This window comes from Saccharomonospora xinjiangensis XJ-54 (genome assembly GCF_000258175.1).
In the GTDB taxonomy this organism is placed as follows: Bacteria; Actinomycetota; Actinomycetes; order Mycobacteriales; family Pseudonocardiaceae; genus Saccharomonospora; species Saccharomonospora xinjiangensis.
This window is the reverse complement of sequence record NZ_JH636049.1, coordinates 1091314-1106322: the sequence shown is the minus strand read 5'-3', so window position 1 is coordinate 1106322 and position 15009 is coordinate 1091314. Positions and strand designations below refer to the sequence as shown.

Sequence of the window (15009 nt, the reverse complement as noted above, 5' to 3'; positions counted from 1 at the left end):
ACAGCGAGAAGGTCACCGCGCCGAGGACAGCGCGCGGTCGAGCTCGGGGAAGGCGTAGGGGAAGCCGGTGCGCGTGAGCACACCGGGCACGGCGCGCGGGCCCCTCAGCAGGATCTCGTCGGCGGCCTCGCCCAGCAGCACCCGCAACGGGAGCCCGGGCATCCGCAACGGGGTCGGCCGGTGCAGCGCCCTGCCGACGGCTCTGGTGAACTCGGCGTTGGTGACAGGGCGAGGTGCTGTCACGTTCACCGGACCGGACACGTCGTCGTGGTCGAGACAGAACACGATGACCTCGACCATGTCGGAAAGGCTGATCCACGGCGTGTACTGCCGCCCGTCACCGAGCACGGCGCCGAGCCCGAAGCGGAAGACCGGGCGCACGAGCTTCAACATGCCGCCCCGCCAGGTGAGTACCGGAGCGGTACGCAACAGGATCACCCGGCTGCCCGCGTCCACGGCGGGAGCGCAGGCGGCCTCCCATTCGACACACAGCCGAGGAAGAAACCCCTCACCGGCAGGCGCGGACTCATCGACCTCCCGCGAGCCCGTGTCGCCGTAGTAGCTGATGCCCGAGGAGTTGACCAGCACCGGGATGCCGTGTTCGGCGACAGCCTCGGCAAGGACCTCGGTGGGTTCGATCCGCGAGTCACGCAGCACCTGCTTGCGCGCGGCACTCCACCGTCCCGACGCCAGCGGGGCACCACACAGGTTCACCACGGCATCGACACCGTCGAACGTGCCCTCGTCGATCCGGCCGGACGGCGGGTCCCAGCCACGCTCGTCCCCGGCCGCAGGGGTTCGCCGCACCAACCGCACGACGTCGTGCCCCAGTTCCCGCAGCCGGGAACGAAGGGCGGAACCGATCAGCCCGCTGGAACCGGCCACGAGAACCCGCATGGACAACACCTTAGAGCGCCTGACCCGCCGGCGTTCGATGAGCCGGACAGTCCACTTGGGTCAGGATTCCCAGGGCTTTCGACACCACGGGGGTGCCCACCGAGCCGGTGAACACCCCCGTGTGCGTGACCTTCGAGAGTCAGAGGCCCAGCTCGTCCTCGAAGTTGCCCTCCTCGAGACGCTGCTTGATCGTCGTGAGGAACCGGCCCGCGTCGGCACCGTCGATGAGACGGTGGTCATAGGTCAGCGGGAGGTAGGCCATCGAGCGGATCGCGATGGTGTCGTTGCCGTCGGCGTCCGAGGCCACCATCGGGCGCCGGACGACAGCGCCGACACCGAGGATGCCGGACTGCGGCTGCACGATGATCGGCGTGTCGAACAGCGCGCCGTTGCTGCCGAGGTTGGTGATCGTGAACGTGCCGCCGGTCAGCTCGTCCGGAGTCACCTTGTTGCTCCTGGCTCGTGCCGCGAGGTCGGCGATCCGGTGGGCCAGCCCCGCGAGGCTCAGCTCACCCGCGTCGTGGATCACGACCGACAGCAGACCACGCTCGGTGTCCACGGCGAGACCGAGGTGCACGGCGCCGTGGTAGGTGATCTCCTTCGTCTCCTCGTTGTAGGAGGCGTTGACGTTCGGGTGCTGCTTCAGCGCCTCGACCGTGGCCTTGGCGAAGAACGGCAGGAACGTCAGGTTCACGCCCTCGCGCTCACGGAACGCCGCCTTCGCGCGCTGCCGCAGCTGCGCGACCTTGGTGACGTCCACCTCGTGCACCTGCGTGAGCTGGGCCGAGACCTGGAGCGACTCCCGCGTCTTGACCGCCGTGATCTGGCGGATGCGGTTGGCCTTCTGCACCGTGCCGCGCAGCGCGGCCTTCTCTGCCTCCGAGACAGGGGCAGGCGCGGCGGGCCTTGCCGCCTGTGCTGCGGGAGCCTGCGCGGCCTGCGGCGCGGGAGCCTCCGCCTGCTTCTGCTTGGCCTCGGCCGCGGCGAGCACGTCCTGCTTGCGGATGCGGCCGCCGACACCGCTGCCCTTGAGCGTGCTCAGGTCGATGTCGTGCTCGGCGGCGAGCTTGCGCACCAGCGGGGTGACGTACGGCGTACCGGCGCCGTCACGTTCGGCCGGAGCGGTCTGCTTGGCCTGCTGCGGGGCCGGCGCGGGGGCCTGCGGCTGCTTGGCCTGCGGTGCGGGAGCGCTGGGCTCCTGCGGAGCGGGCTCGGGTTGCGCCTGGGGCTCGGGCTCCGGTGTGGCGGGAGCCTGCTGCGCCTCGGCAGCTCCGGCAGCTTCGGCGGACCCGACGAGCGCCAGCTGCGCACCGACCTCGACGGTCTCGTCCTCGCCGACGTTGATCTCCAGGACGGTGCCGGCGACGGGCGAGGGTACCTCGGTGTCCACCTTGTCCGTGGAGATCTCGAGCAGCGGCTCATCGACCTCCACCGTGTCACCGACCTGCTTCAGCCACCGGGTGACGGTGCCCTCGGTGACGCTCTCACCGAGCTCCGGCAGCGTCACCGGGGTGCCGGACGCCGCCTTCGACGGCGCAGACGGAGCCGGTGCCTGCTGCTCGGGGGCCGCCTGAGCCTCGGGCTGCGCCTGCTGCGCTGGTTGCGCTGGCTGCTGAGGCTCGGCGGCTGCCGTGGCTCCGGTGCTTTCGGCGCTGTCGTCGGCGCCGCCACCGGTGCCGTCGTCGATCACGGCGAGCTCGCCGCCGACCTCGACGGTCTCGTCCTCGCGTGCCACGATCTTGCGCACCGTGCCCGCGACGGGCGAGGGCACCTCGGTATCGACCTTGTCGGTGGAGATCTCGAGCAACGGCTCATCGACCTCGACCCTGTCACCCTCCTGCTTCAGCCACCGGGTGACGGTGCCCTCCGTGACGCTCTCACCGAGCTCCGGCAGTGTGACGGAGTACGCCATCGTTTGCTGACTCCCTTGTATGTGCTGGGTGTGGTCCGAGTTGCTGCGTCGGCTGTGCCCGCCGCTGCTGCTGCTGTCGGTCGGACAGCAGGTCAGCCGTGCACGTGCAGCGGCTTGCCCGCCAGCGCGAGGTGCGCTTCGCCGAGAGCTTCGGTCTGGGTGGGGTGGGCGTGGATCAGCGGGGCCACGTCCTCGGGGAACGCCTCCCAGTTGTAGATGAGCTGAGCCTCGCCGATCAGCTCGCCGACGCGGTCTCCGACCAAGTGCAGACCGACGACCGGGCCGTCGGGGGCCTTGATGAGCTTCACCGCACCGGAGGTCTTCAGGATCTGGCTCTTGCCGTTGCCCGCCAGATCGTAGGTGAACGTGGTGATGTCCGGGCCGTATTTCTCCTTGGCCTGCGCCTCGGTAAGGCCGACGGACGCCACCTCGGGGTGCGAGTACGTGACCCTGGGGATGCCGGACTCGTCGATCGGCTTCGGGTCGAGCCCCGCGATGTCCTCCGCGACGAAGATGCCCTGCTGGAAGCCGCGGTGGGCGAGCTGAAGGCCGGGAACGATGTCGCCGACGGCGTAGACGCCGGGCAGGTTCGTGCGCAGCCTCTCGTCGGTGAGCACGAAGCCCCGCTCCATCCGGACGCCTGCCTCGTCGTAGCCGTGGCCCGCGGTGTTGGGTCCCCGGCCCACCGCGACGAGCAGCACGTCGGCCTCCAGCGTCTCGCCGGACTCCAGCGACACCGTGACACCGCCCGCGTCCTGCTTCGCGCCGGTGAACTTCACGCCGGTCTTGAAGGTGATCTTGCGGCGGCGGAAGGCGCGTTCCAGCTGCTTGGACGCGAACTCGTCCTCGGCAGGCACCAGCCGGGGCAGTGCCTCCACGATGGTGACCTCGGTGCCGAAGGAGGCCCACACACTGGCGAACTCGACGCCGATCACGCCACCGCCGAGCACGACGGCCTTCTTCGGCACGAAGTCCAGCGTCAGCGCGTCGTCGCTGGTGATGATGCGCCCGCCCAGTTCGAGGCCGGGCAGGGTCTTGGAGTAGGACCCCGTGGCCAGGACCAGGTTCTTGCCCGTGTAGCGCGTGCCCTCGACCTCGACGGTGGTGCCGCCGACGAACGTGCCCGTGCCCTGCACGAGGTTGACCTTGTGAACCTTCGCGAGCCCCTGGAGCCCCTTGTACAGGCGCGTGACGACGGAGTCCTTGTACTTGTGGACTCCGGCGATGTCGATTCCCTCCAGCACCGTCTTTACGCCGAACTGCTCACCGTCGCGAGCCGAGTCGGCGACCTCGGCCGCGTGCAGCAAGGCCTTCGTCGGGATGCAGCCTCGATGCAGGCAGGTGCCGCCCAGCTTGTCCTTCTCGATGAGCGTGACGGAAAGTCCCAGTTCGGCCGCGCGGAACGCCGCGGCGTAACCACCGGATCCGCCACCAAGGATCACCAGGTCGGCTTCAGCGTCGGTCACTTCTCACTCCTCGGCAGGCAGTGTCGTACGTCGTCGTAGGCCGAGACGGCTGTCGGGTCGGCCGTGATCACGGGCGCTGTCGGCGCTCATGACACCTCATCTTGTCACTTCGCCCGATCGGCGTGCGACCTAGTGCGCCTGTGACACGCTCGACAGCTCTCCGTGATCGGGATAATGCATCCTGCGAGGTGGAAGGAGTGTGGTCGTCATGGGTCTGTTCGACGCTTTTCGTCGCCGCAGGGGCGCCAGGGGAAGCGGTAAACAGAGCAGCGCGGGCGGTGTGCGCGGCGCGGGCTCGGCCGACATCGACCACCTCGACCGATGGGCTGCGACTCACCGTGGCGTCGAGGCGTATGTCGAGCCCCGAACGACCGTCACCGAGACCACCGTCGTGCTCGTCGCGCACGACGGGGAGTGGACACGGCGACGCATCGGCAGTCTCGACGCCGCGCAGCGGTTCGGCAGGAAGCGGTCCATCCCGGTCTACGAGGTCGCGAGGACGGGATATCCGAAACGCATGCGGGAGTACACGGAACGGCAGCGGATACTGCGCAAGAAGGCGCAGCGCGAAAGCGACGCCGACTAAAGACCGGCCCGGTCGCCGCGCGGGCGAGCCGTGCCGGCCCTAATAGCGCCGACCGGACCTGAGGCGGTCTCTGATCAACGCGACGACGATGGCGATCGCGCAGCCTACGAGGACGACGCCGATGGTGATCATGAGGAGTGAGCTGATCAACAGGTCGGTGAACTGATCGTCCTCGGGAATCCGTGGATTGCCTGGATGGCCCGACGTGATGTTCTGTGGTTCGAAGTTGACGATGCTCTCGATGGGAAACCAGATGGCCGCCCCACCACCTGCCGCGAGCGCGGCGGTCAGCAACACACCGAGAATCACCAGTCCGGCCTTGCGCAGTGCCCCAGCCAATGACGCCCCCTCTGGTCAGGCGGGTCAAATCATGCGGACACCTCAGAAGCAAACGGCAGGTGGGCCAACGGACGCGGAAACCGACCTCTCCCCACCTCCGGCGACGTCGTCAGGTGAGCACCGGCTCGGTTGTCGAAGCCGCCGTGGCAGGGTGCGCACGGCGGCTTCGACGACGACTGTCCTACGGCGATCCGGGGGCGATCAGCCGTTGTCGGCGATGTCGGCCAGCACCGCGGCGATGGTGCGCACCGGAACGCCGCTGCCGCCCTTCGCCGTGTAACCCCACGGCGCGCCGCTGTTGTACGAAGGGCCCGCGATGTCGATGTGCGCCCACGGCAGGCCGTCCGCCACGAACTCCCGCAGGAAGATGCCAGCGACGAGCATGCCGCCCCACCGCTGGCCGCTCACGTTGGCGATGTCCGCGAGCTTGGAGTCGAGACCGGAACGCAGCTCCTCCGGCAGCGGCATCGGCCAGCCGTTCTCGCCGGTGGCCTGCGCGATCTCGGCGACGCGGTCGCGGAAATCGTCCGAACCCATGACCCCGGCAGTGCGCTCGCCGAGCGCCACGACCTGCGCACCCGTCAGCGTGGAAGTCTCGATGAGGTAGTCGGGTGCCTCCTCGCATGCCCTGGTGATGGCGTCTGCCAGGATCAGGCGGCCCTCGGCGTCGGTGTTCAGCACCTCCACCGTCTTGCCGCCGTACATGGTGAGCACGTCGCCGGGGCGGTACGCGGTGCCCGACGGCATGTTCTCCGCCAGCGGAATGTGCGCGACGACCTCCAGCGGGTACTTGAGCTTCGCCGCGAGCACCACCGACGCGAGCACGGCGGCGGCACCGGCCATGTCGGAGGTCATGCTGTCCATTCCGGCGGCGGGCTTCAGCGAGATGCCACCCGTGTCGAAGGTGATGCCCTTGCCGACGAGCGCGACCTTCTTCTTCGCCTTCGACCCCCGGTAGGCCACCCGCAGCAGCCGGGGCTGGCGCGACGAGCCGCCGCCGACGCCGAGGATGCCGCCGAAGCCCTTGCGCTTCAGCGCCTTCTCGTCGAGGACCTCGAACTCGAGCCCGCCCGCGCCTGCGAGTTCCTTGGCACGGTCGGCGAAGGACGCGGGGAACAGGTCGTTCGGCGGCGTGTTGACCAAGTCGCGAGCCACGATGACCGCCTCGGCGATGGCCATGGCCGCCTTCACCGTCGCCTTGTGCGCGCGCGTGGTGCCCTCGGACGGCGCGGCGACCTCGACAGCGGCGACAGGGGCGTCACCAGGCTCCGACTTGTACGTCGTGAACGAGTACGACCCGAGGACGGTGCCTTCCACAGCCGCCTGGAGGTCCAGTTCGGACAGGGTGGTCAGCGCCCGCTTGCGCCCGGCGAGCTGGCGGCCCGAGACACCTGCCGCCCTCCTGACGCGCTCGGGTGTGATGTCGTCGGCCTTGCCGAGTCCCACCGCCAGCACGATGCCCGCCGGAATCCGGCCGAGGGCGGGAACCTTCACGACCTCCTCGGCCTTGCCCGTCGCGCCGAGCGTGGCGAGCACGTCCGTCAGCGTGCCGTCGAACGCGGCGTCAACGGCCTCGGCGCCGGCGGCAAGCTCCACCCCGTCGGCACCCTCCACGGTGCCCACCACGACGACCTCCGCGCGGGTCTTGGCCAACGCATCCTCGGAGTTTTCGGACAGGGACAGCTTCGGCACGCTCACGTCATGCTCCTCTGTGTCGGCATGTGCGAACCGGCACGTCCCGGTCGGGGCGACGTGCCGGTCCGCCGATCTCACCCGCCATGCTATTGGCGGCACCGTCCCGCACGTGGAGGTAGGTCGGCTCGATGGCATTGGCCGCTGGACTGTTCGTCGTGCTCGCCGTGGCCGTGTCCTCGGCAGGGTGGTGGGCACTCGTCGCGCTGCCGCTCGCCGGTGTCCTCACCTCGGCGGCGGGAAGGACGGGGAACGGGACGGGAAGCAGGGCCGCTCTCGCCACGACCACGGTGAGGGACTGGTGTCTGCTCGTGCTGTGCGCCACCGTTCCGGCCGCCTACCTCGCGCGGTCCGCGACCCCGGTCGCCGACCTCGCGGTCGGCTACCCGGCCGTGGCGGTGGCTGTGCTGCTCGTGGCCTCGGCCGCCGACGCGCTCGGCGCCCGGCTACCCGGCCGGACACCCCGGTGGGCGGCCGCGGCTGGACTCGCTCTCGCCGCCGCGTTCGTGGCCGTGTGCGTGGCGATCACACCGGCCACTCCGACGTTGGCCGAGGCACGGCCGCCGACAGCCGGTCTGCTCGTGGCCGTCGTGGTGGCGCTGCCGCTGTTCGCGGGGTTGCGCGGGAATCGACTCGTGGCAGCGGTGGTGATCTCGCTGGCCGTGGCAGCCGGGGCGCTGTACCAACTGGGCCCGGTTCGCCTTGGCCTGTCGCCGACCTCGTTGCGGGACGTGCTGGCCGCCGCCGACGCCTCTGCGCTCACCTCGCTGCTCGTGGCCGTCGCCGTTCTGGCCGGGCTCGTCGGAGCCGTGCGCTGCACAGGGCGTCTCAGGGAGGCGGGCGAGCGGATCGCGGGCACGGCCGGATGGAGCCGACCCGCCGTGGCTGCGGTCGTCGCGGCCTGCGTCGCGGCGGCGTTGCTCGGCCCGGTGGCCGCCACGTATCTCGCGGCGCTCGCCTCGCTCGCCGACGTGATGCGGCGGCTCGTCGCGCGCCGCGCGGAGTGACAGATCAGGCCATCAGCGCCGCGAGGCCGAACAGCACGAGCGACACCACGGTGAGGCTCACCAGCGACTTGCCGGGCAGGTCACGCGGCAGCATGCCGCCGTGCTGCTCCTTCCACCATACGAGGCCGAAGACGATGCCCACGATGCCGAGGATGACGCCGAAAACCCCGGCCATGACGAAGCCGATCAGGGCGATCATGCCGCAGGCGAAGGTGAGCAGCGCGGCGGTGAAGAACGCCTTCGCGTCGGAGGCTGGCCCCGCGGAAACGCTGTTGGCCTTGGGCGGGGTTTGAGGCTGGGAGGTCACAGCGAACATCGTAGGGCCGCGCAGGGCTCTGGTGTTGTGGCAGCCAAAAGATATGCTTGCCGCCATGACTACCGCGATCCCGTTCAGCCACCACCTCAGCGCCCGTCCTGCCTCGGAGGAGCGGGTAGCGGAGGTACTGGCCAAGCCGGGGTTCGGGGTGCATTTCACCGATCACATGGCCACCGTGAAGTGGACCAAAGGCGTCGGCTGGCACGACGCCGAGCTGCGCCCGTACGAACCGCTGTCACTCGATCCCGCCACCGCCGTGTTGCACTACGGGCAGGCGATCTTCGAGGGGCTCAAGGCGTACCGGCAGCCCGACGGCGCCGTGAAGGCGTTCCGTCCCGAGGTCAACGCCGCCCGGTTCCGGCGTTCGGCGCGCAGGCTGGCGATGCCGGAGCTGCCCGATGAGCTGTTCCTCGGCTCGATCAGGGAACTCGTCACCGCCGACGAGCGGTGGGTGCCGACGCGGCAGGGCGACTCCCTCTACCTGCGGCCCTTCCTCATCGCCACCGAGGTCGGGCTCGGCGTCAACAGCCCTTCTGCCAGCTACCTCTACGCCCTCATCGCATCCCCCGCGGGGTCGTACTTCGCGGGTGGCGTGAAGCCGGTGAGCGTGTGGTTGTCCACGGAGTACGTCCGCGCCGCTCCCGGAGGCACGGGCGAGGCCAAGTGCGCAGGCAACTACGCCGCCTCCTTCGTGGCGCAGGCGCAGGCGGTGGAGCAGGGCTGCGACCAGGTCGTGTGGCTCGATGCGAACGAGCGCCGCTACGTCGAGGAGATGGGCGGCATGAACCTGTTCTTCGTCTTCGGCTCCGGATCGGATGCGAAGGTGGTGACGCCCGAACTGAGTGGCTCGCTGCTGCCGGGCGTCACACGCGACTCACTGCTGCGTCTCGCCTCCGACTTCGGTTGCCGTGTGGAGGAACGCAAGATCACCACCGACGAGTGGGAGAAGGCGGCGGCCTCCGGCGAGCTCACCGAGGTGTTCGCGTGCGGCACGGCGGCCGTGATCACACCGGTCGGGCACGTCAAGCACGCCGGTGGCGAGTTCTCGATCGCCGACGGCACGCCGGGTGAGATCACCATGAAGCTGCGTGAGGAACTCACCGGCATTCAGGAAGGCACCCGTCCCGACCCGCACGGCTGGATGCGCACGCTCGGCTGAGAACCTCCGGGAAGGCAGGGCGGTGTTCCCGCTCTGCCTTCCCGGCACAAGCTCTCAGCCGGTGTCGCGGCTTCCGCTCAACTCCGCCGCCATCGATACCAGGGGCAGCACGGCTGCCGCACCGGTTCCGGAGCCCTCGGCCACCCCGAGATCCACAAGAGGTTCCAGATCGAGGTGTTCCAGCGCCAGGGCGTGCGCGGGTTCGGTGCTCCGGTGCGCGGACGTCCACCACGCCCGCGCACCCGGCGCGAACTCCTCGGCCAGCAAAGCGGCCGCGCACACGGACAATCCGTCGAGCAGCACCGGGGTACGGCGAACGGCCGCCTGCACGAGGAACCCGGCGAGGGCGGCGAGATCCGCGCCGCCTGCCGTGCGCACCAGTTCGAGCGGCTCCGTCACCACCGGCCTCGCCCTGCGCAGGGCGTCGCGCACCGCGGCCGCCTTGCGCATCCAGGTGTTGTCGTCGATGCCCGACCCGCGCCCGACGACGGCGACGGGTTCCGTGCCGGTCAACGCGGCCACGAGGGTCGCCGCTGGCGTGCTGGAGCCCGCACCGAGTTCGACCGGCACGAGCAGGTCCGCGCCTTCGTCCACCTCGGCGTCGGCGATCCGCTTGCCGACGTCCACCGCCTTCTCGGCCTGCTCGCTCGTGAGGGCGTCCTCGGTGTCGATCGAGCCGGAGCCTCGCCGCACCTTGAACTCGTTGTGTTCCTCGTTGTCCACGGCGATATCGACGACCCGGACACCGGCCCCGGATCGAGCGGCCAGCATGCCCAGCGTGGTGCCGCCCTCACGCAGCTCGCGGACGGCGGTACTCGTGTACTCGGGAGGACGGGCGGAGACGCCTCGTGCCGCGACGCCGTGATCGGCGGCGAACACGACGATGCGGGGGCGGCCGGGTGGGGTGGGCCGGGAACGGCCCTGCCGCGCGGCGAGCCAGTCGCCGAGCGTGTCGAGCGTGCCGAACCGGGGGAGGCTCGTCCTGCGCTGGGTGTTGCCGGGATGGGGAACCTCGGCGAACTCGATAGGCACGCGCTTACCGTACCGAGCACCAGGGCGGCGACGGCACCGGTCGGCACGGGTTCACAGGCTGCGGAGCCGCGCGCAGGAAGTGCAAACACGCGCGCAGGAAATGCGGACACGAGACGCAGGGTGTCGTGTCCGCACTCTGTGCACGGGTGTTTGTACTTCACAGTGCGGACACGGGTGCAGGAAATGCGGACACGGGTGCAGGAAATGCGGACACGGGTGCAGGAGGTGCGGACACGAGGCTTGGGGGAGGGGCCTTTAGGATCACGCCATGGCGGGTGGGCGGACGTCGCCGGGGGCGGCCGGAGTCGTGTTGGCCAGTGGTGCGGGAACGCGAGTGGGGGCTGCGACCAACAAGGTGTACCTGCCACTGGCCGGTCGCAGTGTCGTGTCGTGGTCACTGGAGGCGTTCTCGCGGGTCGAGGGCATCGACGTCCTCGTCCTGGTGACCCGGCCTGTGGACTCGGATCTGGTGGAACACGTGCTGAGCGAGGAACTCGCCGGAATCCCCGTCGAGACAGTCCATGGTGGACGGAGCAGGCAGGAATCGGAGCTGTTCGCCTTACGGCACCTCGAAAGCCGTATCGAATCGGGGGCCGTTGACGCGGTTCTGTTGCACGACGGCGCACGCCCGCTGGTGAGCACGGCGTTGATCGCGGAGGTGTTGCGGGTGACGCGGGAGCACGGGGCGGCCCTTCCCGGTCTCGTCGCCGACGACATCGTGGCGCTGGAAGGCACCGGCGGTGAGACGGTCACCGGCACGGACACAGCGACTCTGGTGCGGGCGCAGACCCCGCAGGGGTTCCGGGCCGCTCCGCTGCTGGCGGCCTACGAACAGGCCGAGGCCGAGGGTTTCGCCGGCACCGACACGGCGTCGTGCATGGAACGGTTCTCCGAGCTCCCCGTGCGCTGGGTGCGCGGAGAGGAACGCAACATCAAGGTCACCTACCCGCACGACCTGGTGATCGCGGAGCAGGTGCTCGCCGGAGGGGCGTGAGCAGGCGGCTGCCACGCCCCTCCGGCTTCGATTGTTCAGAGGATCGGGCTCTTGGTCTGGCCGGGGTCGCGTTCCACGACACCGTCGAGGACCTCATCGATGGCGGTCATCAGGTCGTCGTCGAGCTTGACGCCCGCTGCCTTGGTGTTCTCATGCACCTGCTCGGGCCGCGACGCGCCGATGATGGCCGACGCGACGTTGCCGTTCTGAAGCACCCACGCCACCGCGAGCTGGGCGAGCGTCAGGCCAGCCTGGTCGGCCAGCGGTCGCAGCTTCTCGACGCGGGTGAGCACCTCGTCACGCAGGTAGCGCTCGACCATCCGCGCGCCACCCTTCTGATCGGTGGCCCTGGAACCGGCCGGCAGCGGCTGGCCGGGCCGGTACTTGCCCGTCAGCACACCCTGCGCGATGGGCGACCACACGATCTGGCTGAGCCCCTCGCGCTCGCAGGCCGGCACGACCTGCTCCTCGATGACACGCCACAGCATGTTGTACTGCGGCTGGTTGGAGATGAACGGGATCTTCAGCTCACGCGCGAGCGCGGCACCGCGCGCGATCTGCTCGGCCGTCCACTCCGAGACTCCGATGTAGAGCACCTTGCCCTGCCTGACCAGGTCGGCGAACGCACTCATGGTCTCCTCGAGCGGCACCGTGTGGTCGAAGCGGTGGGCCTGGTAGAGGTCGATGTAGTCGGTGCCGAGCCGCGTCAGCGACGCGTGGGCCGACTCCATGATGTGCTTGCGTCCGAGGCCTTTGTCGTTCGGGCCCTTGGGTCCGGTCGGCCAGAAGACCTTGGTGAAGATTTCGAGGCTTTCCCTTCGCTGCCCGGCCAATCCGCGTCCGAGCACCGATTCCGCTGCGGTGTTCGCGTAGACGTCGGCGGTGTCGAAGGTGGTGATACCCGCGTCCAGGGCGGCCTTGATGCAGGCGTGTGCCTGCTCTTCCTCAACCTGGGAGGCGTGGGTGAGCCAGTTGCCGTACGAGATCTCACTGACGGAAAGGCCGCTGCGGCCGAGACGACGAAACTCCATGGCGTCAGCCTAGTGGGCACTTCTTTCGCAAACCTAACGACTTCGGTTGTCTCGGCGCCGTGTCCGCGGCCTGCGCACGTCGGTTCGCACGCTGTGAACGCTGAAGGCAGGCGTCAGTGACAGTCAGTCAACCTGGTCGCCCGGCTTCACCCTGGGCTTCGGCACCCTGAGCTTGCGCAGCTGGCTGGCGCGCACGAACGCGTACCAGCCGATGGAGGCTCCCCTGATGTTCTCCTTCGGGAACTTCTCCCTGACCCGCTTGCTGATCCGCCTGCCGTTGAGGAAACCCTCCACGATCATGCCGAGGAGTACCACGGTGGTGAGCAACGTCGCGTACTGCTGCACCTGCATGATCGGGATCAGCAGGGTGACGAACACCACGATGGCCATGGGCATGAACAACCCGAGCACATTGCGGCGCGAGTCAACGAGGTCGCGGACGTAGGCCTTGACCGGTCCCCGATCGCGCGGGAGCAGGTAGCGCTCGTCGCCCGCGAGCATGCGTTCCCGTCGCTCGCGCGTCGCGGCGCGCCGCTCCTCCTTGGCCATCGGGTTCTTCTTGCGCAGCTCACGGCTGCGGCGGATGGCTTCCCTGGTGGTGCGAGGCGGGGGAGCGACGGGACCTCGCCGCCTGCCCTCGGCCTCCCTGCGCTTGGGCGTGGGACGCCCCTTGGCCGGGGTGTAACCCTTGCGGCGGGCGCCGGCGGGGGAGGCGCCGTCCTCGGCTGCCGTGCCGGATTCGGCGGCCGTGCCGTTGGTGGTGTCGGCCTCTTCGGTGCTCGAACGACGCAGGAACCTCACCTCACCAGGGTATTGCAGCCCACACTCGGCATGTTCATCCGGTCGGCGAATGTGACACCATGGACCGTGGGAACAGAACGGGTGCCCGGCGTGTTGGAGCCGGTACCCGCCTGAACCAAGACCGTGAGGGAGAGTCATGACGACCGCTGAGCAGACCGGCAACACCTCCACCGACGCCGGCGAGGCCACGCACGGCGTCAAGCTGACCGAGGCCGCTGCCGCCAAGGCGAAGGCGCTGCTCGACCAGGAGGGCCGGGACGACATGCACCTGCGCATCGCCGTGCAACCCGGTGGCTGCGCGGGTCTGCGCTACCAGCTCTTCTTCGACGAGCGCACGCTGGACGGCGACCTGTTCCGGGACTTCGACGGCCTGCGGGTGGCCGTTGACCGCATGAGCGCCCCCTACGTGGACGGCGCTGAGATCGATTTCGTTGACACGATCGAGAAGCAGGGCTTCACGATCGACAACCCGAACGCCGGTGGCTCCTGCGCCTGCGGCGACTCCTTCCACTGAGCCTTCAGTCGCCGAGTCTCGAAGTCTCGGTAACCGAGCCGTCGAGCCGGAGCCCGGCTCGCGCGGCAGTCAGACCCGTCGCTCCCAGGGAATCCCGCCGTCCGATCGCGGCAGGACGCTCTGGGAGTCGGCGTGTCCGGGGTACGGCAGAATCGAGCGTTGTGAACTCACCAGCGCCGTCCCGCATCGCCGTCTGCGGCAGCATCGCGACCGACCACCTCATGCATTTCCCAGGCCGGTTCGCCGACCAGTTCGTTGCCGAGCAGATGCATCGCGTCTCGCTCAGTTTCCTCGCCGACGACCTCGTTGTTCGCCGAGGTGGGGTCGGTGCCAACATCGCGTTCGGTCTCGGCGTGCTCGGGGTGCGCTCTCCTGTGCTGGTCGGCGCCGTCGGCGCGGACTTCGCCGACTACGGTTCCTGGCTACGCAGGCACGGCGTGGACACCTCCGGCGTGCATGTGTCGGAGGTGGCTCACACGGCCCGGTTCGTGTGCACCACCGACGACGACCTCTGCCAGATCGCGACGTTCTACACGGGTGCGATGGCCGAGGCACGCGAGATCGAACTGGCACCCGTCGCCGAGCGGCTCGGTGGGCTCGACCTCGTGCTCATCAGCCCGGATGACCCGCAGGCCATGCTCAGGCACGCCGAGGAATGCCGCCAGCGTGATTACGTGTTCGCGGCCGACCCTTCGCAGCAGCTCGCCAGGATGGACGGCGAGCAGACCCGGCAGTTCATCGATGGCGCGGCGTACTTGTTCAGCAACGACTACGAGTGGGAACTGCTGCTGCGCAAGACCGGCTGGAGCGAGGACGACGTGCTCGCACGGGTCGGCCTCAGGGTGACGACCAGGGGCGCCGACGGTGTCGAGATTGTGGATTCCGACGGCGAACGGATGCGGGTCCCGGCCGTGCGGGCACGGGCGACCACCGACCCCACGGGGGTGGGGGACGCTTTCCGTGCCGGTTTCGTCGCGGGCAGGTACCACGGCCTCTCGCTGGAGCGGTCGGCGCAGCTGGGATGCCTGGTTGCCGTGAATGTGCTCGAGACCGTCGGCACCCAGGAATGGGCGTTCGACCTCGGCACCGCGATGGATCGGCTCGGTGAGACCTACGGTGACGACGCAGCCGCCGACATCGAGGGAGCGCTGAGCACCGTCGTGGCGTGATGAGGCAGACAGCGCCGGCGTGGTAGCGCGGGCGCTGTCTGCCAACGGGTCCGGGAAGCCGCGGCGAGCATTGTCCGACGCCCGCCGCAGCCGG

15 protein-coding genes are annotated in these 15009 nt (G+C 69.4%); 6 read left to right on the top strand and 9 right to left on the bottom strand.

The window, feature by feature from the left end:
* Positions 1-12: 12 nt before the first annotated feature.
* The 3 genes from SACXIDRAFT_RS04485 to lpdA all read right to left on the bottom strand — a co-directional run bounded on the left by SACXIDRAFT_RS04485 (position 13) and on the right by lpdA (position 4275).
* Positions 13-897, bottom strand: coding sequence for a TIGR01777 family oxidoreductase (locus SACXIDRAFT_RS04485; protein ID WP_006237298.1), 885 nt, complete (start codon positions 895-897; stop codon positions 13-15).
* A 139-nt stretch (positions 898-1036) separates the two neighbouring features.
* Positions 1037-2809, bottom strand: a complete 1773-nt coding sequence (gene sucB / locus SACXIDRAFT_RS04480; protein ID WP_006237297.1) for a 2-oxoglutarate dehydrogenase, E2 component, dihydrolipoamide succinyltransferase — start codon at positions 2807-2809, stop codon at positions 1037-1039.
* A 92-nt stretch (positions 2810-2901) separates the two neighbouring features.
* Positions 2902-4275, bottom strand: coding sequence for a dihydrolipoyl dehydrogenase (lpdA, locus tag SACXIDRAFT_RS04475; RefSeq protein WP_006237296.1), 1374 nt, complete (start codon positions 4273-4275; stop codon positions 2902-2904).
* Positions 4276-4483: 208 nt separating this feature from the next.
* Here lpdA and SACXIDRAFT_RS04470 point away from each other — a divergent pair, with 208 nt between their 5' ends.
* Positions 4484-4861, top strand: coding sequence for a hypothetical protein (locus SACXIDRAFT_RS04470; RefSeq protein WP_006237295.1), 378 nt, complete (start codon positions 4484-4486; stop codon positions 4859-4861).
* Between the two features lie 39 nt (positions 4862-4900).
* On the opposite strand, the gene SACXIDRAFT_RS04465 is transcribed toward SACXIDRAFT_RS04470, so the two are convergent.
* Together SACXIDRAFT_RS04465 and SACXIDRAFT_RS04460 are read right to left on the bottom strand one after the other, a co-directional pair.
* Positions 4901-5200: a hypothetical protein gene (locus tag SACXIDRAFT_RS04465; RefSeq protein ID WP_006237294.1), complete on the bottom strand. Its 300-nt coding sequence runs from the start codon at positions 5198-5200 to the stop codon at positions 4901-4903.
* Between the two features lie 201 nt (positions 5201-5401).
* Positions 5402-6898, bottom strand: a complete 1497-nt coding sequence (locus SACXIDRAFT_RS04460) for a leucyl aminopeptidase (protein ID WP_006237293.1) — start codon at positions 6896-6898, stop codon at positions 5402-5404.
* A gap of 125 nt (positions 6899-7023) precedes the next feature.
* On the opposite strand from SACXIDRAFT_RS04460, the gene SACXIDRAFT_RS04455 reads away from it, so the two are divergent.
* Positions 7024-7899, top strand: coding sequence for a hypothetical protein (locus SACXIDRAFT_RS04455; RefSeq protein WP_006237292.1), 876 nt, complete (start codon positions 7024-7026; stop codon positions 7897-7899).
* Positions 7900-7903: 4 nt separating this feature from the next.
* Here the strand turns inward: SACXIDRAFT_RS04455 and SACXIDRAFT_RS04450 are convergent, their stop codons facing one another.
* On the bottom strand, positions 7904-8215 hold the full coding sequence (locus SACXIDRAFT_RS04450; RefSeq protein ID WP_006237291.1) for a hypothetical protein: 312 nt from the start codon (positions 8213-8215) through the stop codon (positions 7904-7906).
* A 55-nt stretch (positions 8216-8270) separates the two neighbouring features.
* On the opposite strand from SACXIDRAFT_RS04450, the gene SACXIDRAFT_RS04445 reads away from it, so the two are divergent.
* Positions 8271-9374, top strand: a complete 1104-nt coding sequence (locus SACXIDRAFT_RS04445; protein ID WP_006237290.1) for a branched-chain amino acid aminotransferase — start codon at positions 8271-8273, stop codon at positions 9372-9374.
* A 54-nt stretch (positions 9375-9428) separates the two neighbouring features.
* Here the strand turns inward: SACXIDRAFT_RS04445 and SACXIDRAFT_RS04440 are convergent, their stop codons facing one another.
* Positions 9429-10406, bottom strand: a complete 978-nt coding sequence (locus tag SACXIDRAFT_RS04440; protein ID WP_006237289.1) for a nicotinate-nucleotide--dimethylbenzimidazole phosphoribosyltransferase — start codon at positions 10404-10406, stop codon at positions 9429-9431.
* Between the two features lie 268 nt (positions 10407-10674).
* Here SACXIDRAFT_RS04440 and SACXIDRAFT_RS04435 point away from each other — a divergent pair, with 268 nt between their 5' ends.
* Positions 10675-11400: an IspD/TarI family cytidylyltransferase gene (locus SACXIDRAFT_RS04435; RefSeq protein WP_006237288.1), complete on the top strand. Its 726-nt coding sequence runs from the start codon at positions 10675-10677 to the stop codon at positions 11398-11400.
* A 35-nt stretch (positions 11401-11435) separates the two neighbouring features.
* Here SACXIDRAFT_RS04435 and SACXIDRAFT_RS04430 read toward each other — a convergent pair whose 3' ends face one another.
* Entirely contained in the window at positions 11436-12431 is a 996-nt protein-coding gene (locus SACXIDRAFT_RS04430; protein WP_006237287.1) for an aldo/keto reductase family protein, read from the bottom strand.
* A 123-nt stretch (positions 12432-12554) separates the two neighbouring features.
* Positions 12555-13232 (bottom strand): DUF3043 domain-containing protein, encoded by a 678-nt coding sequence (locus SACXIDRAFT_RS04425; protein ID WP_006237286.1) that lies wholly within the window; start codon positions 13230-13232, stop codon positions 12555-12557.
* A 136-nt stretch (positions 13233-13368) separates the two neighbouring features.
* Here SACXIDRAFT_RS04425 and SACXIDRAFT_RS04420 point away from each other — a divergent pair, with 136 nt between their 5' ends.
* Positions 13369-13746, top strand: a complete 378-nt coding sequence (locus tag SACXIDRAFT_RS04420; RefSeq protein ID WP_006237285.1) for a HesB/IscA family protein — start codon at positions 13369-13371, stop codon at positions 13744-13746.
* Positions 13747-13967: 221 nt separating this feature from the next.
* Complete coding sequence (locus tag SACXIDRAFT_RS04415; protein ID WP_040922457.1) at positions 13968-14915, top strand: carbohydrate kinase family protein; 948 nt, start codon at positions 13968-13970, stop codon at positions 14913-14915.
* Positions 14916-15009: the final 94 nt, after the last annotated feature.